At 73.2% G+C, this 21020-nt stretch carries 24 protein-coding genes and 1 pseudogene; 14 read left to right on the plus strand and 11 right to left on the minus strand.

Translation table 11 applies throughout. The features are described 5' to 3' along the window. Positions 1-223: 223 nt before the first annotated feature. From AB0K51_RS07910 to AB0K51_RS07920, 3 genes and pseudogenes are all read left to right on the plus strand, one after another. Positions 224-808, plus strand: a complete 585-nt coding sequence (locus AB0K51_RS07910; protein ID WP_363451754.1) for a pyridoxamine 5'-phosphate oxidase family protein — start codon at positions 224-226, stop codon at positions 806-808. Between the two features lie 135 nt (positions 809-943). Then, positions 944-2072 (plus strand): annotated as a pseudogene (locus AB0K51_RS07915) (dihydrofolate reductase family protein). Positions 2073-2168: 96 nt separating this feature from the next. After that, positions 2169-2825 (plus strand): HAD-IA family hydrolase, encoded by a 657-nt coding sequence (locus tag AB0K51_RS07920; RefSeq protein ID WP_363451756.1) that lies wholly within the window; start codon positions 2169-2171, stop codon positions 2823-2825. 123 nt (positions 2826-2948) lie between these two features. Here AB0K51_RS07920 and AB0K51_RS07925 read toward each other — a convergent pair whose 3' ends face one another. The 4 genes from AB0K51_RS07925 to AB0K51_RS07940 all read right to left on the minus strand — a co-directional run bounded on the left by AB0K51_RS07925 (position 2949) and on the right by AB0K51_RS07940 (position 6082). Continuing rightward, positions 2949-3662, minus strand: a complete 714-nt coding sequence (locus tag AB0K51_RS07925) for an alpha/beta hydrolase (protein ID WP_363451758.1) — start codon at positions 3660-3662, stop codon at positions 2949-2951. 61 nt (positions 3663-3723) lie between these two features. Further along, a complete protein-coding gene (locus tag AB0K51_RS07930) occupies positions 3724-4080 on the minus strand; it encodes a VOC family protein (RefSeq protein ID WP_363451760.1) in 357 nt (118 codons plus the stop codon). A 53-nt stretch (positions 4081-4133) separates the two neighbouring features. Further along, positions 4134-5450: an MFS transporter gene (locus tag AB0K51_RS07935; protein ID WP_363452083.1), complete on the minus strand. Its 1317-nt coding sequence runs from the start codon at positions 5448-5450 to the stop codon at positions 4134-4136. A gap of 38 nt (positions 5451-5488) precedes the next feature. Continuing rightward, positions 5489-6082 (minus strand): TetR/AcrR family transcriptional regulator, encoded by a 594-nt coding sequence (locus AB0K51_RS07940; protein WP_363451762.1) that lies wholly within the window; start codon positions 6080-6082, stop codon positions 5489-5491. A 63-nt stretch (positions 6083-6145) separates the two neighbouring features. Between AB0K51_RS07940 and AB0K51_RS07945 the strand changes: the two genes are divergently transcribed. The 3 genes from AB0K51_RS07945 to AB0K51_RS07955 all read left to right on the plus strand — a co-directional run bounded on the left by AB0K51_RS07945 (position 6146) and on the right by AB0K51_RS07955 (position 7334). Then, a complete protein-coding gene (locus tag AB0K51_RS07945; protein ID WP_363451764.1) occupies positions 6146-6715 on the plus strand; it encodes a Uma2 family endonuclease in 570 nt (189 codons plus the stop codon). Positions 6716-6808: 93 nt separating this feature from the next. Next, a complete protein-coding gene (locus AB0K51_RS07950) occupies positions 6809-7078 on the plus strand; it encodes a type II toxin-antitoxin system Phd/YefM family antitoxin (protein WP_363451765.1) in 270 nt (89 codons plus the stop codon). After that, on the plus strand, positions 7071-7334 hold the full coding sequence (locus AB0K51_RS07955) for a type II toxin-antitoxin system RelE/ParE family toxin (RefSeq protein ID WP_363451766.1): 264 nt from the start codon (positions 7071-7073) through the stop codon (positions 7332-7334). The genes AB0K51_RS07950 and AB0K51_RS07955 overlap by 8 nt, the downstream gene beginning before the upstream one ends. A gap of 124 nt (positions 7335-7458) precedes the next feature. On the opposite strand, the gene ychF is transcribed toward AB0K51_RS07955, so the two are convergent. Next, positions 7459-8532 (minus strand): redox-regulated ATPase YchF, encoded by a 1074-nt coding sequence (gene ychF / locus AB0K51_RS07960; RefSeq protein WP_363451768.1) that lies wholly within the window; start codon positions 8530-8532, stop codon positions 7459-7461. A 374-nt stretch (positions 8533-8906) separates the two neighbouring features. On the opposite strand from ychF, the gene AB0K51_RS07965 reads away from it, so the two are divergent. Then, positions 8907-9329: a DUF6542 domain-containing protein gene (locus AB0K51_RS07965; RefSeq protein WP_363451770.1), complete on the plus strand. Its 423-nt coding sequence runs from the start codon at positions 8907-8909 to the stop codon at positions 9327-9329. Between the two features lie 87 nt (positions 9330-9416). Here the strand turns inward: AB0K51_RS07965 and ppgK are convergent, their stop codons facing one another. Next, positions 9417-10193 carry a polyphosphate--glucose phosphotransferase gene (gene ppgK, locus AB0K51_RS07970; protein WP_363451773.1) on the minus strand — a complete coding sequence of 259 codons (777 nt, stop codon included), beginning with the start codon at positions 10191-10193 and terminating at the stop codon, positions 9417-9419. A gap of 237 nt (positions 10194-10430) precedes the next feature. Continuing rightward, a complete protein-coding gene (locus AB0K51_RS07975) occupies positions 10431-11405 on the minus strand; it encodes a 4-hydroxy-3-methylbut-2-enyl diphosphate reductase (protein ID WP_363451776.1) in 975 nt (324 codons plus the stop codon). Between the two features lie 76 nt (positions 11406-11481). Between AB0K51_RS07975 and AB0K51_RS07980 the strand changes: the two genes are divergently transcribed. The 4 genes from AB0K51_RS07980 to AB0K51_RS07995 all read left to right on the plus strand — a co-directional run bounded on the left by AB0K51_RS07980 (position 11482) and on the right by AB0K51_RS07995 (position 16191). After that, positions 11482-12843 carry an APC family permease gene (locus AB0K51_RS07980; protein WP_363451778.1) on the plus strand — a complete coding sequence of 454 codons (1362 nt, stop codon included), beginning with the start codon at positions 11482-11484 and terminating at the stop codon, positions 12841-12843. A 49-nt stretch (positions 12844-12892) separates the two neighbouring features. Beyond that, complete coding sequence (locus AB0K51_RS07985; RefSeq protein ID WP_363451780.1) at positions 12893-14056, plus strand: acyltransferase; 1164 nt, start codon at positions 12893-12895, stop codon at positions 14054-14056. Positions 14057-14094: 38 nt separating this feature from the next. Further along, entirely contained in the window at positions 14095-15312 is a 1218-nt protein-coding gene (gene xseA, locus AB0K51_RS07990; RefSeq protein WP_363451782.1) for an exodeoxyribonuclease VII large subunit, read from the plus strand. Between the two features lie 177 nt (positions 15313-15489). Then, positions 15490-16191: an RNA polymerase sigma factor gene (locus tag AB0K51_RS07995; RefSeq protein ID WP_363451784.1), complete on the plus strand. Its 702-nt coding sequence runs from the start codon at positions 15490-15492 to the stop codon at positions 16189-16191. Here the strand turns inward: AB0K51_RS07995 and AB0K51_RS08000 are convergent. Beyond that, positions 16125-16613, minus strand: a complete 489-nt coding sequence (locus AB0K51_RS08000; RefSeq protein WP_363451786.1) for a GNAT family N-acetyltransferase — start codon at positions 16611-16613, stop codon at positions 16125-16127. The two genes, AB0K51_RS07995 and AB0K51_RS08000, sit on opposite strands and share 67 nt — an antisense overlap. A gap of 82 nt (positions 16614-16695) precedes the next feature. Here AB0K51_RS08000 and AB0K51_RS08005 point away from each other — a divergent pair, with 82 nt between their 5' ends. Together AB0K51_RS08005 and AB0K51_RS08010 are read left to right on the plus strand one after the other, a co-directional pair. Continuing rightward, a complete protein-coding gene (locus AB0K51_RS08005) occupies positions 16696-16932 on the plus strand; it encodes an exodeoxyribonuclease VII small subunit (RefSeq protein ID WP_363451788.1) in 237 nt (78 codons plus the stop codon). Positions 16933-17060: 128 nt separating this feature from the next. Then, positions 17061-17654, plus strand: a complete 594-nt coding sequence (locus AB0K51_RS08010; RefSeq protein ID WP_363451790.1) for a malonic semialdehyde reductase — start codon at positions 17061-17063, stop codon at positions 17652-17654. Positions 17655-17722: 68 nt separating this feature from the next. On the opposite strand, the gene AB0K51_RS08015 is transcribed toward AB0K51_RS08010, so the two are convergent. Continuing rightward, the gene (locus AB0K51_RS08015) at positions 17723-18247 is read right to left on the minus strand and encodes a DUF4245 domain-containing protein (protein WP_363451792.1); all 525 of its coding nucleotides are present in this window, start codon (positions 18245-18247) and stop codon (positions 17723-17725) included. A 195-nt stretch (positions 18248-18442) separates the two neighbouring features. On the opposite strand from AB0K51_RS08015, the gene glpX reads away from it, so the two are divergent. Further along, positions 18443-19483 (plus strand): class II fructose-bisphosphatase, encoded by a 1041-nt coding sequence (gene glpX, locus AB0K51_RS08020; protein WP_363451794.1) that lies wholly within the window; start codon positions 18443-18445, stop codon positions 19481-19483. 73 nt (positions 19484-19556) lie between these two features. Here the strand turns inward: glpX and AB0K51_RS08025 are convergent, their stop codons facing one another. After that, the gene (locus AB0K51_RS08025; protein ID WP_363452085.1) at positions 19557-19907 is read right to left on the minus strand and encodes a WhiB family transcriptional regulator; all 351 of its coding nucleotides are present in this window, start codon (positions 19905-19907) and stop codon (positions 19557-19559) included. 264 nt (positions 19908-20171) lie between these two features. Then, on the minus strand, positions 20172-20879 hold the full coding sequence (locus AB0K51_RS08030) for a DUF1707 domain-containing protein (protein WP_363451796.1): 708 nt from the start codon (positions 20877-20879) through the stop codon (positions 20172-20174). Between the last annotated feature and the right edge of the window lie 141 nt (positions 20880-21020).

Here is a 21020-nt window from a genome sequence, read left to right on the forward strand (position 1 = left end):
GTGTCGATGTGCTGTGGGCGATGCTGCGTGACAAGAGGCTGTTCACCTCCGCCCCGTCGGTCACGCAGACGGCTTGACACGATCATTGAGATTCCCTCCTCGTCGGGGGCGGCTCCACCAGGATAGGACGGAGGTCCACTCCTCGGACAATCTCGTCTCACATCACAAGACTGAGTCGTTATCAGCTCGCCCGCCGCACCGGTCCGGGAGCAGAATCGACGCCATGGGAAAGACTTACGAACGCATCGACGGCCGACTCCGCGCGTTCATCGAGCAGCAGCCCGTCTACTTCGTCGCCAGCGCCCCGCTCGCCGGCGACGGCCACGTCAACCTCTCCCCCAAGGGCCGCTCCGGCACCCTCGCGGTGATCGACGAACTCACCGTCGCCTACCTGGACTTCGGCGGCTCGCACGCCGAGACCATCGCCCACCTCCGGGAGAACGGGCGGATCACCCTGATGTGGTGCGCCTTCGACGGCCCGCCGACCGTGGTGCGGGTGCACGGCCGCGGCGAGCCGGTCTTCCGCGACGACGAGCGGTTCGCCGGGCTGCTCGGCCACTTCGACGACGCCGCCGACGGCTCGGCGCTGCGCGCGATCATCCTGGTCCGGGCGGAACGGGTCAGCGACTCCTGCGGGTTCGCCGTGCCGTTCATGGACTACCGCTCCGACCGCGAGCTGCACGAGCAGTACTTCGACCGCAAGACCGACGAGGAGTTCGGCGCCTACTGCGAGGGCAAGGACTACATCGCCACCAGCATCGACGGCCTGCCCGGCCTCCCGCTGCCGCTGCCGCCGCGCCCCGCGTGATCCACCCGCCACCGCCCGCGTGAGGCGTCCACCGCGCCCCGCCTGATCCGTCCACCACTCCCCGGCGTGATCCACCCGCCGCACGACCCGTCGTACGGTGGACCCCGCCCGTCCACCGACCCTGGAGTGCGCCCCGTGCCCCGCCCCCACGTCCTGCTGAGCGCGGCCGTCTCGATCGACGGCCACCTCGACGACGCCTCCCCCGACCGGCTGCTGCTCTCCAACCCGGAGGACTTCGACCGGGTCGACGCCCTGCGCGCCGCCAGCGACGCCATCCTGGTCGGCAGCGGCACCCTGCGCGCGGACAACCCCCGACTGCTGGTCAACTCCCCCGGCCGGCGCGCCGATCGGCTCGCCGCGGGCCTGCCCGAGTACCCGCTGAAGGTCACCCTGTCGGCCCGCGGTGGCCTCGCCCCCGAGCTGCGGTTCTGGCACACCGGCGGCGCCAAGCTCGCCTACACCACCGACGCCGCCGCCCCCGCGCTGCGCGCCGCGCTCGCCGGGGCCCCCGACACCGAGGTGGTCGGCCTCGGCACGGCGGTCCCGCTGGGCGCGGTGCTCGACGACCTCGGTGCGCGCGGGGTGCGCCGGCTGATGGTGGAGGGCGGCGGCAGCGTCCACACCCAGTTCCTCGCCGAGGGCCTGGCCGACGAACTCCAGCTCGCCGTCGCCCCGTTGCTGGTCGGCCAGCCCGACGCCCCGCGCTTCCTCGGCCCGGCCGCCTACCCCGGCGGCCCCACCCGCCGGATGCGCCTGCTGGAGGCCCGTACCGTGGGGGACGTCGTCCTGCTGCGGTACGCCCCGAAGGAGTCCCCCGATGACCACTGACCGCGACTGGCTCGTCCGCGCCATCGAACTCTCCAAGCGCTGCCCGCCCTCCGAGACCGCGTTCTCGGTCGGCGCGGTGATCGTCGGCGCGGACGGCGAAGTGCTCAGCGAGGGCTTCAGCCGCGAGGTCGACGCGGTCAACCACGCCGAGGAGGCCGCCCTCGGCAAGCTCGCCGCCGACGACCCGCGCCTGCGCACCGCGACCGTGTACAGCACCCTCGAGCCGTGCGGCCAGCGCGCCTCCCGTCCGCACCCGTGCGCCGAACTCCTGGTCGCGGCGGGCGTCGCCCGGGTGGTGATGGCCTGGCGCGAGCCCTCGCTGTTCGTCGCCGCCTGCCAGGGCACCGAGCTGCTCACCGCCGCGGGCATCGAGGTGGTCGAGCTGCCCGAGCTGGCCGAGGCGGCGCGGGCGGTCAACGCCCATCTGGTGGGCTGAGGCCTCCCTCACGGCGACGTTTGTATGATTGAGGAACAAACGCCGCCCCCGCCCGGGTGCGGAACCTCTTCCCGAGGCGTCTCCCGAGGAGTCCCGATGCCCGTCGTCACCCTGCCGGTCCGGGCCGTCCTGCTCGACATGGACGGCACGCTGGTCAACTCCGATGCGGTGGTCGAGCGCTGCTGGCGGCGCTGGGCCGACCGGGTCGGCCTGGACGGCGACGAGGTGATGCAGGTCGTCCACGGCCGCCAGGGCCACCTGACCATGGCCGTCCTGCTCCCCGACCGCCCGGTCGAGCAGAACCTCGCCGAGAACCGGCTGATGCTCGACGAGGAGACCGCCGACACCGACGGCGTCGTCGAAGTCCCCGGTGCCCGACGCCTCGTGGAGTCGCTGGCCGGCCTCCCCCACGCCCTGGTCACCTCCGCCGACGACGCCCTGGCCCGGGTCCGGATGGCCGCCGCCGGCGTCCCCCTCCCGCCGCTGCTGGTCACCGCGGAGCAGGTCGGCGCCAGCAAGCCCGACCCCGAGGGCTTCCTCAAGGCCGCCGCCGAACTCGGCGTCGTCCCCGCCGAGTGCCTGGTCCTGGAGGACTCCGAGGCCGGCATCGCCGCCGCCCGCGCCGCCGGCATGCCCGTCCTCGGCATCGGCCCCCGGGCCGCCGCCCACCACCCCGACCACCACGTCCCCGACCTCGCCGGCGTCACCGTCAGCCCCACGGAGGACGGCGGACTGATCGTCACGCTCGGCTGACGAGCGGGTGGCTGACGGGACGTCTGACTGACGGAACGTGCGACTGACGGGACGTTCGGTCAGGCGGGCGGCCGGGCGGGCGGTCGGGCGGCCGGGCGGTCGGCGGGACGCTCGGTTCCCGGTTCAGTCCGTGGCGCACAGCAGTGCGTCAGCCAGCGCCGCCCGCTCCCGCGGGTGCTCCGCCAGCCACGGGCCGAGGACGTGGTCGGCGCCCGGCAGGGTCAGCCGGGTGACGGTCGCGCGGGTGCGCAGTGCCGCGTCGACGGCCTCCGTCATCCCGGGCGGGACGACCTCGTCCCGCCCGGGCACGAACAGCACCGCCGATCCCGCGTAGTCGGCCAGCGACCCGAACAGCGTGCTGTCGCGCCAGCCCTCGGCATCCCGCAGCGCGCGGCCGAACCCGGGGTCGCCGAACGGCAGGCCCCAGGCCTCGCGCGGGAAGACCGCCGGGGCGCCGAGGCCGACCGCCCGCACCCGGCCGCCGAGGACGGGCAGCAGGTCGGCGACGGTCTGCGCGCTCATCGAGAACCCCACCGGCAGCACCGGGCCGTCCGGAGCGAAGCGCTCCAGCACGCCGAGCGCCTGGCGCAGCCCGCGTGCCAACGAGAACCGCTCGGCCCCGCCACTGCTGCCGCCGTGCCCGGAGAAGTCGAACGCCACCGCGCCGTACCCCACTCCGGCCAACTCCCGTGCCAGCGGCAGCCCCTGCGACCGGTCGGCACCCGCCCCGTGCATCACCAGCGCCGTCCCCGGCCGAACAGCCCCGACCGGCTCCAGCACCAGGCAGGCCAGCCGCTCGCCGTCCACCTCGTGGAACACCTCGACCTCGTCCATCATCGGCGGGTTCCCACCTTCTCCTCGTCTCCTCTCGTCTCCTCGTGCAGCATCCCGCGGCGGACTAGCGCGGGCGGGCGAGGCAGAACGGGTGTCCGTCCGGGTCCAGCAGCGTGACCCCGTGCTCGCCGCCCGCCCGGTGTTCCGGCCGCGTGGCGCCGGCCCTGAGCGCGGCCTCGACCGCCGGGTCCAGCTCCGCCACCGTGAAGTCCAGGCGGGCACGGGCCCCGTCCGCCGGCCACGGCGGCGGTTGGTAACCGCCCACCCGCTGGAAGCCGATCCGCACCGGACCGTCCCCGAGGAACACGTAGGCCTCGCTGCGGTACGTCACCTCCCAGCCCGTCAACTCCCGGTAGAACCCGGCCAACCGCTCCGGATCCGGGCAGTCCAGCACCACCGAACTCAGCACCCCGGCCGCCACCCGCACTCCTCCTCCGCTCCGTACCCGCTTCAGCCTGGCACGGCGTTCGCAGCTCAGGGCGCTACCGGTGCCCGTGCCGCGGGTCCGGTTCCCCGCTCCGTCCCCGCGGGCAGCAGCGCCGCGGGGGCCAGCCCGAGCGCGGCGAGCACCGCCAGGGCGGGGAGCGTGCCGTGCGGGCCGGCGCCCGCCGCGGTGGCGATGCCGAGCGTCGGGCCGACGTTCATCGCGGTCTGCTTCAACCCGCCCACCGCGCCCGCGTATCCGGGCGGCGCGTCACCGACCACGCTGCCCGTCGCCGTCACCATGACCGCCGCGAACCCGGCTCCCAGCAGCGCCGAGGCGAGGCCGGTCGCCGCCGTCGCACCACCCCCCTGCGCCGGTCCGGCCAGGCCGGCGATCCCGGCGACCAGCAGCAGCGTCCCCGCCAGCGCGGTGCGGCGCGGGCCGTGGCGGCGCAGCGCCCGTTCGGCGACGGGTGCGCCGAGCACCATCAGCGCGGTGAGCGGCAGCATCCGCAGCGCGGCGCCGACCGGGCCGATGCCCAGCGCGTCCTGCAGACGGAAGGTGGTGCTGAACAGGGTGCCGAACAGTCCGGCGGACGCCGTCAGCAGCAGCGCCAGCGCGGCGCTGACCGGCCGCGACCGCGCCACCGCCGCGGGCACCACGGAGTGCGCGGCGCGCCGCTCGTGCCCGATCAGCAGGGCCGCCAGTCCGGCCGCGAGGGCGAGTTCGCCCACCGTCGCGGCCGTCCGCCAGCCGCGTTCCGGGACCTGCGCGAGGGCGTGCACCAGGATGGCGAGGGTGGCGGCCAGCAGCGCCGCGCCGGCCAGGTCCAGCCGCTGCTCGTCCTGCTGCCCGGACGGCCGGGGCATCCGGAGCGCGGCGGCGAGTCCGGCGATCAGCACGGCGAGCGGCACGTTGATCCAGAACACCGCCCGCCAGCCGAAGTCCGCCACCAGCACCCCGCCGAGCAGCGGGCCCAGCCCGGCCGCCACGGCGATCGCCCCCGTGCGCACCGCGATCGCCCGCCCCAGGCGCTCGGGCGGGCAGCACAGCCGCAGCAACGCCAGCGTCCCCGGCTGCAGCAGCGCCCCGAACGCGCCCTGCCCGGCCCGGAGCGCGATCACCCACCCGATCGAGGGGGCCACCGCGATGCCCGCCGAGGCCGCGCCGAAGCCCAGCACCCCCGCGACCAGGGTGCGCCGGTGCCCATACCGGTCGCCGAGCCGGCCCGCCAGCACCAGCAGTGCGGCGACCGCCACCAGGTAGGCGGTGCTCGTCCACTGCAACTCGGCCGTGCCGGCCGTCAGTTCGCTCTTCATCCGGGGCTGGGCGAGCAGCAGCACGGTGCCGTCCAACGCCACCAGCATGGCCGCCGCCGCGCTCACCGGCAGCGCCAGCCGGGCGCTCACGCCGCGACCGGCCCGAGGTGCGCGTCCAGCACGGCGTCCAGCAACGCGTCCACCCGCGCCTGCTCCCCCAGCATCAGCTGCACGCTCCCCCACCCCCACAACTGCGCCAACCCGTGCAGGTTGGTCCACAGCGCGGCCGTCACCACTCCGGCCCGCGCCGGCTCCCCCAGGCACTCCCCCACCAGCCGCGCCATCTCGCCGAACAGCGGCCGCGTCGCCTCCCGCAACCTCGGCTGCCCCTCGGCCACCCCGTCCCCGTTCAGCAGGTCGTGACGGAACATCAACTCGAACATCCCGCGGCGCTCCCCCGCGAACGCGACGTACACCCGGGCGAACGCCGCCACCTTCTCCCGCGGCCCCGCCGCCCCCGCCACCGCAGCCTCGAACCGCCCCGCCAACTCCTCGAACCCCCGCCGCGCCACCGCCGACAACAACGCCTGATGCGTGGCGAAGTACCTCCGCGGGGCGCCGTGCGACACCCCCGCCCGCCGAGCGATCTCCCGCAACCCCACCGCCCCCGACCCCTCAGCCAGCACCAGCTCCACCCCGGCGTCGACCAACCGCTCCCGCAACGACCCCTGCTCATCCATAGACACTGTCTACCACCCCCTGTAGACACTGTCTACGCCGCCCTCGCGCGCTACTGTGCCCCGGTGACCGCGCTCCCCGCCTGGATGCACCCGCCACGCCCCGAGGGCTGGTACGCCGACGACCTCGACCACCTCCCAGAGGCTCCGCCCCACACCGAACTGATCGACGGCGCCTTGGTCTTCCGCCGGCCGCAGCAGTCCCGGCACAGCCACCTCGTCACCACGCTCACCTTCGCCCTGGCCCGGCAGGCGCCCGCCGGTATCGAGGTCGCCCGCGAGATGACCGTCCGCCTCGATTCCCGGAACCGCCCGGAGCCCGATCTCCTGGTGACCACCACGCCCTTCGAGCCTGATAGCACCTGGTACGACCCCCGACAGGTATCCCTCGTCGTCGAGGTGGTCTCCCCCGAGTCCGCCCACCGCGACCGCACCGTGAAGCTCCGCAAGTACGCCGAGGCGGGAATCCCGCACTACTGGATCATCGAGGACGAGTCGAACTCCCCCGTCGTCCACGTCTACGAACTCGACGCCCCCACCCGCAGCTACGCCCCCACCGGCATCTTCCGCGGGAGGCTGCAGCGCCCGGTGCCGTTCGACATCACCCTCGACCTGGACCAGCTCCTCGGCCGGTGACTCCGGTCCGGCACCCGCGACCGCGGCAAGGCGGGCCGCCCACCACTTCAGCTCCCGTTGTGTACACATGGGACACTCGGTACGCTTGAGCGCATGACGCAGCCACTGCCCATAGAGTCCATCCGCGACGTGCGTGCACACTTGGCGGAGGTCGTGGAGCGCGCCGACCGCGACGACGTACCCACGGTGATTACGCGCCGCGGTAAGGAGGTCGCCGCCGTCGTCTCCATCGAGGTGCTGCGCAAGTACCAGGAGTGGGAAGAGCGCGAGATCAACCGGATCATCGACGACCGCATGGCCAACCCGGCACCCGGCATCCCGATCGAGGACGTCATGAGGGAGACGCTGGCGCGCCGTGAGTGAGTACCGAACCATCTTCCGCCCCGAGGCGCAGGCCGAGCTCAGGAAGGTCCCTCGCGACATGGCGCTGCGCATCCTGGCCAAACTGACCGAGTTGGAAAGCGATCCACTCGGCTTCAACACCACCGCACTCGTGTCCCAGCCCGACCGCCGCCGTCTGCGCGTCGGCGACTACCGCGTCGTCTACACGATCGACAACGGGGAACTGGTGGTCTGGGTCGTTCACGTGGGACACCGGTCCACCGTCTACGAGACCTGAATGCCGCTGACTCGACGTCAGAAATGTCAGACACCATCACGTCAGAGGGGCCGGACTCAGCCGAGTCCGGCCCCTCTGACGTGCACGTTCGACTCGACGCCTGATGTGCAGTGCGCGCGCAGTCCTACACGTTGAAGCGGAACTCCACCACGTCGCCGTCCTGCATGACGTAGTCCTTGCCCTCGATGCGGGCCTTGCCCTTGGCGCGGGCCTCGGTGAGGGAGCCGGCTTCGACGAGGTCGTGGAAGGAGGTGACCTCGGCCTTGATGAAGCCCTTCTGGAAGTCGGTGTGGATGACTCCGGCGGCTTCGGGGGCGGTGGCGCCCTTCTTGATGGTCCAGGCGCGGGTTTCCTTGGGGCCTGCGGTGAGGTAGGTCTGCAGGCCGAGGGTGTTGAAGCCGACGCGGGCGAGGGTGGCGAGGCCGGGCTCGTCCTGGCCCATCGACTGGAGGAGTTCGAGGGCCTCGGCGTCGTCGAGTTCGATCAGCTCGGACTCGATCTTGGCGTTCAGGAAGATCGCCTCGGCGGGGGCGACCAGGGCGCGCTGGGCGTCCTTGAAGTCCTCGTCGGAGAGCTCGTCCTCGTCGACGTTGAAGACGTAGAGGAACGGCTTCGCGGTCATCAGGTGCAGGTCGCGGACCAGGGTGGTGTCGAAGCCGGCCTCGAAGAGGGTCTTGCCGGTCTCGAGGACCGCCTGGGCGGCCTCGGCGGCGGCCAGCACCGGCGCGGTGTCCTTCTTGAGCCGGGCTTCCTTCTGGAGCCGGGGCAGCGCCTTCTCGATGGTCTGCAGGTCGGCCAGGATCAGCTCGGTGTGGATGGTCTCGATGTCGTCCTTGGGCGAGACCTTGCCGTCGACGTGCACCACGTCGGGGTCGGTGAAGGCCCGGACGACCTGGCAGATCGCGTTGGCCTCACGGATGTTCGCGAGGAACTTGTTGCCCAGGCCCTCGCCCTCGCTGGCGCCGCGGACGATGCCGGCGATGTCGACGAAGTCGACCGTGGCGGGCAGGATGCGCTGCGAGCCGAAGATCTCGGCAAGCTTGGCCAGCCGGTCGTCCGGCACGCCGACCACGCCGACGTTCGGCTCGATGGTGGCGAACGGGTAGTTGGCCGCCAGCACGTCGTTCTTGGTCAGGGCGTTGAACAGGGTCGACTTGCCGACGTTCGGCAGGCCGACGATTCCGATCGTGAGCGACATGAAGGCTTTTGTCCCGTGGCTTGGAGGGCGTGGAGCCCGGCTGGTCTCCGTCGAGCGGCGCCGCGTGCGGGCCGATCCCCCAGTCTACGGGGCGCGCGGTGGCCCTCCGGAAGCGGTCGTCGAGCGCACGCGCACCACCCGGGGCGCGGCCCGGGCGGACACGGACAATTCCTCGGCGGCCATTACACAGGGTGTCGATGATCGGACCGTACGTTGGTCGGGTGGAGCAGAGCATCCGTACCCAGCCGCCAGGGCCGAGAAGGCGACCGCCGGGACGCGGCGCCGTCGAGGCCGCCGTACCGGGACAGCCGAAGCCCCCCGAGTCCCGGCTGCGGTCGGCCGGTCCGCGACGGGGCCCCCGCACCCTGCCGCAGGTGCGCCTGCGGCTGCCGCTGGCCCGCCGGAAGCCGGGCACCGGGCGGCCGGCCCGGCTGACCGCGGTCGGGACGGGGGTCGTCGCCACGGCGGGGACGCTCGCGGTGGCCGGCCTGGACCGACTGCTGTTCGGCGGGCTCGGAGTGCTGTTCGGGCTCGGCTATCTGGTGGTGTGCTTCCAGCTGGCCGTGCGGGTGCGGTACTCGGACCTGCCGGCCGCGCCGATCTGCGGCCCGATCGCCTTCGCGGCGGCGCTGGTGCTGTTCCAGCCGGTCACCGCGCACGGCGTCACCGGCCAGCTGGTGTCCCTGGCCGGCGGCCTGGCGCTACGGGCGGGCTGGCTGTTCACCGGCACCGGCCTGGCCGCCGCGATCGTGACGGCCCGTTACCTGGCGCAGCGCCACCACCGCCGGATCCGCTGAGCCCGAGCTGACACCGGTCCGGTACGCGGGAGCCGACGCCCGTCCGGCGAGCCCGAGCCGACGCCCGTCCCGCAGGCCGCGCGGCCGCTAGCGGCCCGCCACCACCGGCTCGCCGGACGGCAGGGCCCTGGCGCCCGCGGCCATCGCCGCGCCCACGATGCCCGCGTCGTTGCGCAGTTCGGCGGGGACGATCCGGGCCCGGCGGTCCTTCAGCAGCGGCAGGAACTTCTCGTGCTTGCGGCTGACCCCGCCGCCGACGATCACCAGCTGCGGGGAGAACAGCATCTCGACCAGGTCGAGGTACTCGTCGACCCGGCCGGCCCACTCGGGCCAGCTGAGGTCGTGGCGTTCCTTGGCCGCGGAGGAGGCGCGCCGTTCGGCGTCCTTGCCGCGCAGTTCGAGGTGGCCGAGTTCGGTGTTGGGGACGAGCACGCCGTCGGAGAACAGGGCGCTGCCGATGCCGGTGCCGAAGGTGAGCAGCAGGACGACGCCCCGCTGGTCGCGGCCCGCGCCGAAGGTGACCTCGGCGATGCCGGCCGCGTCGGCGTCGTTGACCACCGTGGCGGGCAGGCCGAGCGCCTCGCTGAACCGGGCGGCGGCGTCCAGGCCGATCCAGCCCTTGTCGACGTTGGCGGCGGTCATGGTCTGCCCGGCGACGACCACGCCGGGGAAGGTGAGTCCGACCGGCCCCTGGTGGTCGAAGTGCCGGACCACCTCGCAGACCGCCTCGATCACCGCGTCGGGCTCGGACGGGTGCGGGGTGAGCACCTTGTGCCGCTCGTGGGTGAGCTCGCCCTTGGCCAGGTCGACCGGGGCGCCCTTGATGCCCGAACCGCCGATGTCCACGCCGAAGACCGTCGTCATCGCTGTTGCCGCCTCCGTTGAGCCGGGGGCTCGTCGCCTCCGTGGCGCCGGGGGCGTCCGCTGCCCGCCGGCCTCCGCACCAACGTACGGGCGCGGGCCGACGGCCGCAGCCGTTATCGCAGGCCCGCCGTCCGCACGGGCGACGCCCGGACCCCCTCGGGAGGGGATCCGGGCGTCGTCGCCGACCTCGGGTCGAAGCGCGTGTGGGCGGCGTCGAACCGCGCGGGCGTCGTCGGGTCAGACCTTGCCGGCGGCCTCTGCGCGCAGGTCGCGGCGGAGTTCCTTGGGCAGCGAGAAGGTGAGGTGCTCCTCGGCGGTCTTGACGATCTGCACGTCGCCGAAGCCGCGCTCGGCGAGGTACGCGAGGACGCCCTCGACCAGGATCTCCGGCACCGAGGCGCCGCTGGTCAGGCCGACCGTCTCGACGCCGTCCAGCCAGGCCTCGTCGATCTCGTCGGCGAAGTCGACCAGGTGGGCCGCCTTGGCGCCGTACTCCAGGCCGACCTCGACCAGGCGGACCGAGTTGGAGGAGTTCTTGGAGCCGACCACGATCAGCAGGTCCGCCTCGGGGGCCAGCTTCTTGATCGCGACCTGGCGGTTCTGGGTGGCGTAGCAGATGTCGTCGCTGGGCGGCGAGACCAGCAGCGGGAAGCGCTTCTTCAGCTCGCCGACGGTCTCCATGGTCTCGTCGACCGACAGGGTGGTCTGCGAGAGCCAGACGACCTTGGACTCGTCGCGGACCTGCACGTTGGCGACGTCCTCGGCACCGTCCACCAGGTGGATCCGGTCCGGGGCCTCGCCCATGGTGCCGATGACCTCCTCGTGGCCCTCGTGGCCGACGAGCAGGATGTCGTAGTCCTCGTCGGCGAAGCGCACGGCCTCCTTGTGCACCTTGGTGACCAGCGGGCAGGTGGCGTCGATGGTGGCGAGCTTGCCGGCCTCGGCCTCGTCGTGGACCGAGGGGGCCACGCCGTGCGCGGAGAAGACCACGATCGAGCCCTCGGGCACCTCCTCCGTCTCGTCGACGAAGATCGCGCCCTGCTTCTCCAGGGTCTGCACGACGTACTTGTTGTGGACGATCTGCTTGCGGACGTAGATCGGCGCCCCGTACTGCTCCAGGGCCTTCTCCACGGCGATCACGGCGCGGTCGACGCCCGCGCAGTAGCCCCGGGGGGCGGCGAGCAGGACGCGGCGCTGAGTGCTGGTGGACATGGCTCCATCGTACGGGCGAGTCCGGCGGGCTCCCACGCGCGTCGCCACCCGGGGCCGAACGCGTCCCGGTGGTGGAATGGCGAGGGTGAGCGCACCCCCGGAGACGAGCACCCTGCGCCGCACCCTCGGGGTGCGCGACCTGATGGTCTACGGCCTGCTGTTCATCGCCCCGATGGCCCCGGTGGGCGTCTTCGGCGTGCTGGACGCCAAGAGCCACGGCGCGGTCGCCGCGGTGTACCTGGTGGCGACCGTGGCAATGGGCTTCACCGCCTACTCGTACGCGCTGATGGTGCGCGCCGTCCCGCAGACCGGTTCGGTCTTCGCCTACGCACGGGCCGGGCTGGGCGAGGGGCCGGGCTTCGTCGCGGGCTGGATGGCGATGCTCGACTACCTGCTGATCCCGGCGGTGGCGTACCTGTTCTCCGGCATCGCGCTCAACTCGCTGGTGCCGGGCGTGTCGCGCTGGGTGTGGACGGTGCTGGCGGTGCTGGTGACCACCGCGCTGAACCTGGTCGGGGTGCGGACGGCCGCGGCGGTCGGCTTCGCGGTGCTGGCGATGGAGATCGCGGTGCTGGCGGTCTTCGTGGTCGCCGCCACCGTGGAGCTGGCCCGGCACGGCGCCGCCCGCGACTGGTGGTCCCCGTTCGAGGGGGTCGGCGCCCAAGGAAACGGACACAGCTCGTTGACGGCGGTGCTGTCGGCGGTGTCGGTCGCGGTCCTGTCCTACCTGGGCTTCGACGCGATCGCCTCCTTCGTCGAGGAGGCGGTCGGCGCCTCGGCGGCGGTCGCGCGGGCCGTGCTGTGGTGCCTGGCGCTGGCCGGCCTGCTGTTCACGGTGCAGACGTACCTCGCCGCGGTGCTGGAGCCCATGACGCCGGCTCAGCTGGCCGCCGACCCGGCCGCCCAGGGCTCGGCCTTCTACGACACCGTCGAGGCGGGCGTCGGGCACTGGCTGCACGTGCTGATCGCGGCCAGCAAGGCGATCGGCGCCGCGTTCGCCGCGCTGGCGGGCCAGGCCGCGGCCGGCCGGCTGGTCTTCGCGATGGGCCGGGAGGGCCGCCTGCCCCGGATGCTCGGCACGGTCGACGCCCGGACCGCCGTCCCGCGGCGCGCCCTGCTGGCGGCCGCGACGGTGACGCTGGTGGCGGCGGTGTGGGCGGCCCGCCGCGACGACGGCCTCGACCAGCTCACCTCGGTGGTCAACGTCGGCGCCCTGACCGCCTTCGTCCTCCTGCACGCCTCGGTGATCGGCTGGTACGCCGTCCGCCACCACTCCCCCGACCGCACCCGCCACGTCCTCGTCCCCCTGCTCGGCATCGCCGTCCTCGTCGCCGTCCTGGTCGAGGCCTCCCACACCGCCCAGGTCGTCGGCGCGATCTGGCTGGCAGCCGGCCTGACGGTCCTGGGGGTGCAGGGTGCGACCCGCGGTCGCAATTGAGATCGAACGGATGTGCAGATTCCGTTTCACAGTCGCTAGCATGCGCGGAATGCGAACAACGCTCGTGCCCGAACGGACAGGCGCGGTCCTCCCCGCCGCCGCGCCGAAGATCTCCCGTCGGCCCCGCCTGGTCGCCCTGGACGGACTGCGGCTGGTGGCCGCCCTGCTGGTGGTGTTCCACCACTACGTGGGCTACGGCGGCGGGCCGGACGCCGCACACAACGCGTGGGGCCGCACGACTGCCCAGGTGTTCCCCACCGCGTCCCGGTTCGGCACCTACACCTGGACCGGCGTCGAGCTGTTCTTCCTGATCAGCGGCTTCGTGATCTGCATGAGCAGCTGGGGCCGCGGGCTCGGCGCGTTCTTCGTCTCCCGCGTGGTGCGGCTGTACCCGGCGTACTGGTTCGCGGTGCTGGCCACCACCGCCGTGCTGACCCTGTGGCCGGTGCTGCACCATCCCGCCCACGTGCGGGACGTGCTGCTGAACCTGACGATGCTGCACGAGCCGCTCGGCGTCGGCTCGGTGGACGCGGTGTACTGGACGCTCTGGGTGGAGATGCGCTTCTACCTGCTGTTCGCGCTGGTGGTCTGGAAGGGCCTGACCTACCGCCGGGTCGTGGCGTTCTGCCTGCTGTGGTCGGTGGCCTCGGTGTTCGCGGGGCGGCTGCCGTTCGCCGACTACGTGGTGATGCCGGAGTTCTCCTCGTACTTCGTGGCGGGCATCGCGATGTACCTGATGTACCGTCACGGGCCGACCCCGCTGCTGTGGGGCATCGTGCTGCTGTCGTGGCTGTTCTCGGTGAACCAGGTGGCCCGCTACAGCCTCGGCCTGAGCGACCAGCTGGGGCACCCGATGCGCGAGATGCCCGCGATCGCGCTGATGACGCTCGGGTACCTGGCGATGATCGCGCTCGCGCTGGGCAAGTTGTCCTGGCTGCGCGGCCGGTGGCTGACCATCGCCGGGGCGCTCACCTACCCGCTGTACCTGATGCACGAGGAGATCGGCTGGACGGCGATCCGGCTGCTGCACGGCCGGATCGCGCCGTGGCCGCTGGTCGGGCTGCTCACCGCCGGGATGCTGCTGGCCGCCTGGCTGGTGCACCGGCTGGTCGAACGGCCGCTGTCGCGGGCGCTGAAGCACCGGCTCACCGACGCGCTGGCGGCGACGCGCGAGCGGGCCGCCGGCGTGCCGGTGCCGGACGGGCCGCGCTGACGGGTCGTGGTGTCGCGGGGCGGCGCTAGCCTGCTGGTATGGCCAATCCGAGCACTCCTGAAGCCCCGCTGCCGGTGGGGAAGGTTTCGGCGCTGATCGGCGGGTGGGTCGATCGGCTGGGCGAGGTGTGGGTCGAGGGGCAGATCGCGCAGCTGAGCCGGCGGCCGGGGGCGGGGATGGTGTTCCTGACGCTGCGGGACCCGGACCGGGACGTGTCGCTGACGGTGACCTGCTTCCGTTCGGTGTTCGAGCAGGTGGCGGAGGCCGTGCAGGAGGGCTCGCGGGTGATCGTGCACGCGAAGCCGGAGTGGTACACGGCGCGCGGCACGCTGTCGCTGCGGGCGAGCGAGATCCGGCTCGTCGGGCTCGGTGAACTGCTGGCCCGGCTGGAGCAGTTGAAGCGCAAGCTGGTCGCCGAAGGCCTGTTCGAGGAGGCCCGGAAGAAGCCGCTGCCGTTCCTGCCGGGCTGCGTGGGCCTGGTGACCGGCCGCGGTTCGGCGGCGGAGCGGGACGTGCTGGAGAACGCCCGGCGGCGCTGGCCCGCGGTGCGCTTCGAGGTGCGGAACGTGCTGGTGCAGGGGCCGCAGGCGGCGCGGCAGGTGTGCGCGGCGGTGCGCGAGCTGGACGCCCTGCCGGAGGTCGAGGTGATCGTGGTGGCCCGCGGCGGCGGCAGCGTGGAGGACCTGTTGCCGTTCTCCGACGAGGAGTTGATCCGTACGGTGGCCGCGGCCGCCACCCCGGTGGTGAGCGCGATCGGCCACGAGCCGGACCAGCCGCTGCTGGACTTCGTGGCGGACCTGCGGGCGTCCACCCCGACCGACGCGGCGAAGCGGGTGGTGCCGGACGTCGGCGAGGAGCTGGCCCGGGTGCGGCAGTTGCGGGACCGGGCGCGCCGCTACGTGCAGCACCGGGTGGACCGGGAGCTGGCGGGGCTGGCCTCGGTGCGCAGCCGTCCGGCGCTGGCCGCGCCGGCCCGGGCGGTGGAGGCGCGCGGCGAGGAGGTGGCGGCGCTGGCGGAGCGGGCCCGGCGGGTGCTGGGGCACCGCCTGGACCATGCGCAGACCGATCTCGGGCACGCGCTGGCCCGGGTGGTGGCGCTGTCGCCGCTGGCCACGCTGGAGCGCGGGTACGCGGTGCTGCAGCGGCCGGACGGCGCGGTGGTGACGGACCCGGGGCAGGTCGCGGACGGCGAGCGGCTGCACGCCCGGGTGGCCGGCGGCGCCTTCGACGTGCGGGTGGGGGAAATGCCTGACTGACTGTCAGGAATTCCCCGGCGGTTCGGAACCCGGCTCGCGGGAATCCCAACGAGCCCCCTCGGCTCCACCTCTTTCGCGGCATTCGCGGGTGATTCCCGCGAACTGCTTGCACCGCCTTGTACCGAGTCGTAGCGTGACGGCCCTTCCCTTTTTCCGGAGCCCTCCCGGAGGTTCGGCATGGACCCCTCCCCATCCGACAGACCGGTGGTGACGCCCGCGCTGATCGAGGCCGCGAAGTCCGGTGACCCCGATGCCTGGTCGGAGCTGTACCGCCGCTATCACGGCGCGGTGCTCGCGTTCCTGCTCCGCCGGACCGCCAATCGGCCACTGGCCGAGGATCTCGCCCAGGACACTTTTGTCAGGGCAATGGCGGGAATTCGAGGCTATCGGTGGACCGGCAAGGATCTCGGCGCGTGGATGTTCACCATCGCCCGCAATGTGCTGCTCGACCACGAGAAGCGCCGCTCGACCCGGCGGGAGTCCGCGGTGGCGGCGGTCGCCGACCGCGACTCGGGGGTGCGGGTCGAGGAGTCGGTGATAGCCGCCGCCGAGGCGGCCCGGGTCTGCGCGGCGCTGCAGGTGCTGAACGAGCGTCAGCGGGTGGTGGTGACCCTGAAGTACTGGGAGGACCTCAGCTCGCACGAGATCGCCGACCGGATCGGGCTGCGGGTCGGCGCGGTGAAGACCCTCACCTACCGGGCCCGGCTGAACCTTCGCCGTTCGCTGGCCGAGGACGTCCGGGCGGCCGCCCGGATCACGGTGGGCCCGCGGCGGCCGGGCGGCGCGCCGGCGGGCGGCCAGTCGGCGGGCGGTCAGTCGGCGAGCAGCCGCTGGCGGGACAGCGCGGTGGAGTGCTCGTGGAAGCCGAGGCTGCGGTAGAGCGCCTCGCCGCCCTCGGTGGCGTGCAGGTCGATCCGGGTGACCCGCTGTTCGTCGAACCAGGCCAGCAGCGCCGCGGTGCAGGCCCGGGCGTGGCCGCGGCCGCGGCGGGCCGGGTCGGTGCAGATGTTGAAGACGAAGCCGAACCGCCCGTCCGGGTGGCCGGGGGCGGGCAGCCGCTCCTCCAGGGTGCCGACCGCGCAGCTGGCCAGGGCGCCGGGGCGGTCCGGGTCGTCGACCACGAAGGCCTGCAACCGTCGCAGCGGCTCGGCGAGTTGACGGGTCAGCAGCCGCAGTGCGGTGTCCTGCCAGGGGCCGGGGCGGGCCTCGCCCTGCATCGACTCGAACATCAGGGTGCGCAGCCGGACCAGTTCCGCGGCGTCCTCCGGCCGGGCCGGGCGGGGCGTGTTCGGGGTGCTCATGTCCGGCAGCGTAGGCGGGGGCGCAAACGGTTTTGCCGGGCCACGAGGGGTTTTGTCGGCCGCAGCGCCTAACCTGGGCGGCATGGCAGAACAGCAGGGCGGCGGAGCGGCTCCGGAGCAGGCGCTCGGGTACGAGCAGGCGCGGGACGAGCTGCTGGAGGTGGTCCGGCGGCTGGAGAACGGCGGGACGTCGCTGGAGGAGTCGCTGGCGCTGTGGGAGCGCGGCGAGCAGCTGGCGAAGGTCTGCCAGCGCTGGCTGGACGGCGCCCGGGCCCGGCTGGACGCGGCGCTGGCGGCGGAGGAGTCCGCCGGGGAGTGACGCCCGGGGCGGTGTGAGACACGTCACGATCGCCCCGAGGAATTGTTTAACGTTCACCGAAGTTGGAAGGCACCGTGCGGCACTCCGCCCGCACCGAGAACCCCGCCCCCAGCTTGAGGTAGGACATCATGACCCTGGCACTCGACGCCGCCGCCCAGGACCTGCTGTTCCGCGAGGCCCGGACCGCCAACACCTTCACGGACGAGCCGGTCAGCGACGAGCAGGTCCAGGCGATCTACGACCTGGTGAAGTTCGGCCCGACCGCGTTCAACCAGCAGCCGCTGCGCGTGGTCCTGGTCCGCTCCACGGAGGCCCGCGAGCGCCTCGTGCAGCACCTGGCCGACGGCAACAAGGCGAAGACCCTGACCGCCCCGCTGGTGGCGATCCTGGCCGCGGACAACGAGTTCCACGAGGAACTGCCGGAGCAGCTGCCGCACTTCCCGCAGGCCAAGGACATGTTCTTCTCCGAGCGCCCGGTGCGCGAGGCCTCCGCCACCCTGAACGGCGCCCTGCAGGCCGCCTACTTCATCATCGGCGTGCGCGCGGCCGGCCTGGCCGCCGGCCCGATGACCGGCTACGACGCCCAGGGCCTGAACAAGGAGTTCTTCGGCGACGGCGAGCACTCGGTGCTGGCCGTGGTGAACATCGGCAAGCCGGGCGAGGAGGCGTGGTTCCCGCGCAGCCCGCGCCTGTCCTACGAGCAGGTCGTCACCACCGTCTGATCCGGTGCGTGCGACGCGAAGGGCCCCCGCCGCGGCGGCGGCCCTTCGTGCGTCTCCCGGCGCCGACGCTACTTCAGCGACTGGGCGAGCTGCGCGAGTTCCTCGTACGAGGCGGTGCCGGTGAGCACCGTGGTGGCGCTGCCGCTGGGGCGGGTGAGCGCCCGGTAGCGGTCGCCCTGGACGCGCTGCCACTCCTGGCCGGCGACGCTGGAGCTGCCGTCCGGCCTGCCGCCGGGGACGTTCTCCGCCACCACGGCGTCCGCGCTGCCGTCGCTCTGCTCGATCGCCGCGTACTGGCCGGTCGGGGTGTTGAAGCCGAGGTGCCAGACGTTGTGGCCCTGCTTGTCCTTGGCGTAGCTGACCGAAGTGGCCCGCCAGCCGTCCGGCAAGCCCTCCGGGCCGAGCAGCGGGTACGGGGCGGCGCGCTTCGCCGAGGCCAGCTCGACCCGGTACGAGACGGGGTGCACCCCGTCCTTGCTCTCGGCGCTCGGGATGCTGAAGTACCCGATCGCCACCACGACGCCGATCGCCGCCATGGACAGGACCATGTCCCGCACCGTCTGACGGCCCCTGTTGCTGCTGTTGCCTGCCACCCGCACATGGTAGGCGTCGCTTATGCCCGACCCGTGCACCGGCCGCCGCCCCCGGGGTCCTGTCGCGGTGCGCCGGGGAGTGCGCCACAGACGCCGGTCCCACGTGCGGATACGATCGCAGCACCCTCAACGCAGCGTTCCTGCCAGGCAGTGGCCGGGCGCTCACTGGCCGTCGCGTACAGAGAGGTCACGACGATGACCACGCAGTACCCGCATGCACTTCCCCGCGCTCTGGAGGTCGCCCCGGAGGCCCCCGACCGCAACCTCGCCCTCGAACTGGTCCGGGTCACCGAAGCCGCGGCGATGGCCGCCGGCCGCTGGGTCGGCCGCGGCGACAAGAACGGCGCCGACGGCGCGGCCGTCAAGGCCATGCGCACCCTCGTCTCGACCGTCTCGATGAACGGCGTCGTCGTCATCGGCGAGGGCGAGAAGGACGAGGCCCCGATGCTCTACAACGGCGAGCGGGTCGGCGACGGCACCGGCGCCGAGTGCGACGTCGCGGTCGACCCGGTCGACGGGACCACGCTGACCGCGAAGGGCATGAACAACGCCGTCGCGGTGCTGGCGGTCGCCGACCGCGGCACCATGTTCGACCCCAGCGCGGTCTTCTACATGGACAAGCTGGTCTGCGGCCCCGAGGCCGCCGACTACGTGGACATCACCGCCCCCGCCGCGGTCAACATCCGCCGGGTCGCCAAGGCCAAGGGCTCCGCCGTCGAGGACGTCACCGTGGTGGTGCTCGACCGGCCCCGCCACGACGACCTGGTCCGGGAGATCCGCGAGGCCGGCGCCCGGATCAAGTTCATCTCCGACGGCGACGTCGCCGGCGCCATCATGGCCGCCCGCGAGGGCACCGGCATCGACCTGCTGATGGGTGTCGGCGGCACCCCGGAGGGCATCATCGCGGCCTGCGCGATGAAGTGCATGGGCGGCGTCATCCAGGGCCGGCTGTGGCCCAAGGACGCGGCGGAGCGGCAGAAGGCGCTCGACGCCGGCCACGACCTGGACCGGGTGCTCAGCACGGACGACCTGGTCAGCGGCGAGAACGTGTTCTTCGTCGCCACCGGCATCACCGACGGCGAGTTGCTGCGCGGCGTCCACTACCGCCAGGAGACCGCGACCACCTCGTCGCTGGTCATGCGCTCGAAGAGCGGAACGATTCGGCAGATCGACTCCACCCACAAGCTGGCGAAGCTGCGGGCCTACAGCGCGATCGACTTCGACCGGGCGAACTGACGCTCCGCGAGCGGACGACGGCGGACGACAGGGGCGCCGGGGGACCTCCCCCGGCGCCCCTGTCGTCGTCCTGTCAGCCGGCTATCCGGGTGCTCAGCCTCCGCGCGTCGCGGATCTCCGCCTCGCGGCGGCGCCTCCTGGCGAGGACGACGCGGCGTTCGGCGGCGGTCAGGCCGCCCCAGACGCCGTACGGCTCGGGTTGGGCGAGGGCGTGCTCGCGGCACTCCAGCAGGACCGGACAGCGGGCGCACACCCGCTTGGCCTGCTCCTCGCGGGACAACCGGGCGGCCGTCGGCTCCTTGGAGGGCGCGAAGAACAGCCCGGCCTCGTCGCTGCGGCAGGCGGCGCCGGTGTGCCAGGGGCTGTCGTCCAGGTCGGGCGGCGCCGCCGGGCGGCGGGCGGCGGCTGGTGCGCTGGACTCGATCGGATGCAGCACGGTTACTCCTGACCAGGCTCACGGCTCGGGGATGGGTCGCCTCCTGCCCGACTGCCCCGTGCTCCCGCCGTGGCACCGTCGCCGACCCGCGGGGTCACAGCCGTACAGGAGTGATGTGCGATTGGAACTACCCCGCCACTCACCGATTCATGCACACCGCACGCATCCGGCTACAGCCTGCACTCGAGGCAACAACGAGTGCCGCGAAGCGAGTTGACGCTCCGTCGGAACACCGCTGGTCAGCCCGGCCGGTCAGCCCTCCAGCTGTCGGCGGACCCACTCGCGGAGCTTCTTGCCGCGGGCCGGCTTGGCCTCGACGCCGCCGAAGACCGCGGCGCCCTTGAGCCGCACCACCGGGGCGTACGGGTCGGCGGCGGTCTGCTCGCGGACCTCGAAGCCGCCGAAGATCCCGGTGCCGCTCCCGTGCAGGCTGACGTTCTCGGGGACCTTGATCTCCACGCCGCCGAAGACCGCGACCACCTCGATCACCACCTCGGGCGACTCGAACACCGCGTCGCTGAGGTCGATCTCCACGCCGCCGAAGACCGCGACGGCCTTCAGGTGGGACCCGACCCGCCAGCGGCCCTTGCGGGTGGCGCCGCCGAACACCGCGACCATGGTGGGCGCTTCGGCCCGGGCCGGGGGCAGCGGCGGCCGCGGGGCGGCGGCCGGGGCCTCCAGCGGGGGCTTGGTCAGGTCGTGCCGGACCGCGCCGGGGTGGTTCGGCAGGTCGCGGGTGAGCGGCTCCAACTCGCCGAAGGTGCGGGCGGTGTAGGCCGCCTCGATGCGTTCGGCGTGCTCGTCGACGGTGAGCCGGCCCTCGGCGTAGGCGTCGCGCAGCAGGTCGGCGACACGCTCGCGGTCGGCGTCCGAGGCCCGCAGCTCGGCGGCCGGGGCGGGGTGGTTCGGCTTCGGCGCGGGCTGCTGGCCCTGCGGGTGCTGCGCGGGAGAGTTGTCCACGTCACAAGCCTAGCGAGCACGCCCGCCGCCCGAACGATGGTTCGACGCAAAGCGCGTGACCCCCGTCACGCAGGCTTACCTGCCCGCCGGGGCCGCTCCCGCAGCGCCTACCCTGGACGGTGCCTCGTCGACGAAGCCGAA

This window comes from Kitasatospora sp. NPDC049285, from assembly GCF_040678815.1.
Classification (GTDB): Bacteria; Actinomycetota; Actinomycetes; order Streptomycetales; family Streptomycetaceae; genus Kitasatospora.

What these genes read in the sequence shown, in the direction of transcription:
- AB0K51_RS07910 (WP_363451754.1), top strand. Translation starts at nt 224, where the DNA reads ATGGGAAAGACTTACGAACGCATCGACGGCCGACTCCGCGCGTTCATC.
- AB0K51_RS07920 (WP_363451756.1), top strand. Translation starts at nt 2,169, where the DNA reads ATGCCCGTCGTCACCCTGCCGGTCCGGGCCGTCCTGCTCGACATGGAC.
- AB0K51_RS07925 (WP_363451758.1), bottom strand. Translation starts at nt 3,662, where the DNA reads ATGATGGACGAGGTCGAGGTGTTCCACGAGGTGGACGGCGAGCGGCTG.
- AB0K51_RS07935 (WP_363452083.1), bottom strand. Translation starts at nt 5,450, where the DNA reads ATGCTGGTGGCGTTGGACGGCACCGTGCTGCTGCTCGCCCAGCCCCGG.
- AB0K51_RS07940 (WP_363451762.1), bottom strand. Translation starts at nt 6,082, where the DNA reads ATGGATGAGCAGGGGTCGTTGCGGGAGCGGTTGGTCGACGCCGGGGTG.
- AB0K51_RS07950 (WP_363451765.1), top strand. Translation starts at nt 6,809, where the DNA reads ATGACGCAGCCACTGCCCATAGAGTCCATCCGCGACGTGCGTGCACAC.
- ychF (WP_363451768.1), bottom strand. Translation starts at nt 8,532, where the DNA reads ATGTCGCTCACGATCGGAATCGTCGGCCTGCCGAACGTCGGCAAGTCG.
- ppgK (WP_363451773.1), bottom strand. Translation starts at nt 10,193, where the DNA reads ATGACGACGGTCTTCGGCGTGGACATCGGCGGTTCGGGCATCAAGGGC.
- AB0K51_RS07975 (WP_363451776.1), bottom strand. Translation starts at nt 11,405, where the DNA reads ATGTCCACCAGCACTCAGCGCCGCGTCCTGCTCGCCGCCCCCCGGGGC.
- AB0K51_RS07980 (WP_363451778.1), top strand. Translation starts at nt 11,482, where the DNA reads ATGGCGAGGGTGAGCGCACCCCCGGAGACGAGCACCCTGCGCCGCACC.
- AB0K51_RS07985 (WP_363451780.1), top strand. Translation starts at nt 12,893, where the DNA reads ATGCGAACAACGCTCGTGCCCGAACGGACAGGCGCGGTCCTCCCCGCC.
- xseA (WP_363451782.1), top strand. Translation starts at nt 14,095, where the DNA reads ATGGCCAATCCGAGCACTCCTGAAGCCCCGCTGCCGGTGGGGAAGGTT.
- AB0K51_RS07995 (WP_363451784.1), top strand. Translation starts at nt 15,490, where the DNA reads ATGGACCCCTCCCCATCCGACAGACCGGTGGTGACGCCCGCGCTGATC.
- AB0K51_RS08000 (WP_363451786.1), bottom strand. Translation starts at nt 16,613, where the DNA reads ATGAGCACCCCGAACACGCCCCGCCCGGCCCGGCCGGAGGACGCCGCG.
- AB0K51_RS08005 (WP_363451788.1), top strand. Translation starts at nt 16,696, where the DNA reads ATGGCAGAACAGCAGGGCGGCGGAGCGGCTCCGGAGCAGGCGCTCGGG.
- AB0K51_RS08010 (WP_363451790.1), top strand. Translation starts at nt 17,061, where the DNA reads ATGACCCTGGCACTCGACGCCGCCGCCCAGGACCTGCTGTTCCGCGAG.
- glpX (WP_363451794.1), top strand. Translation starts at nt 18,443, where the DNA reads ATGACCACGCAGTACCCGCATGCACTTCCCCGCGCTCTGGAGGTCGCC.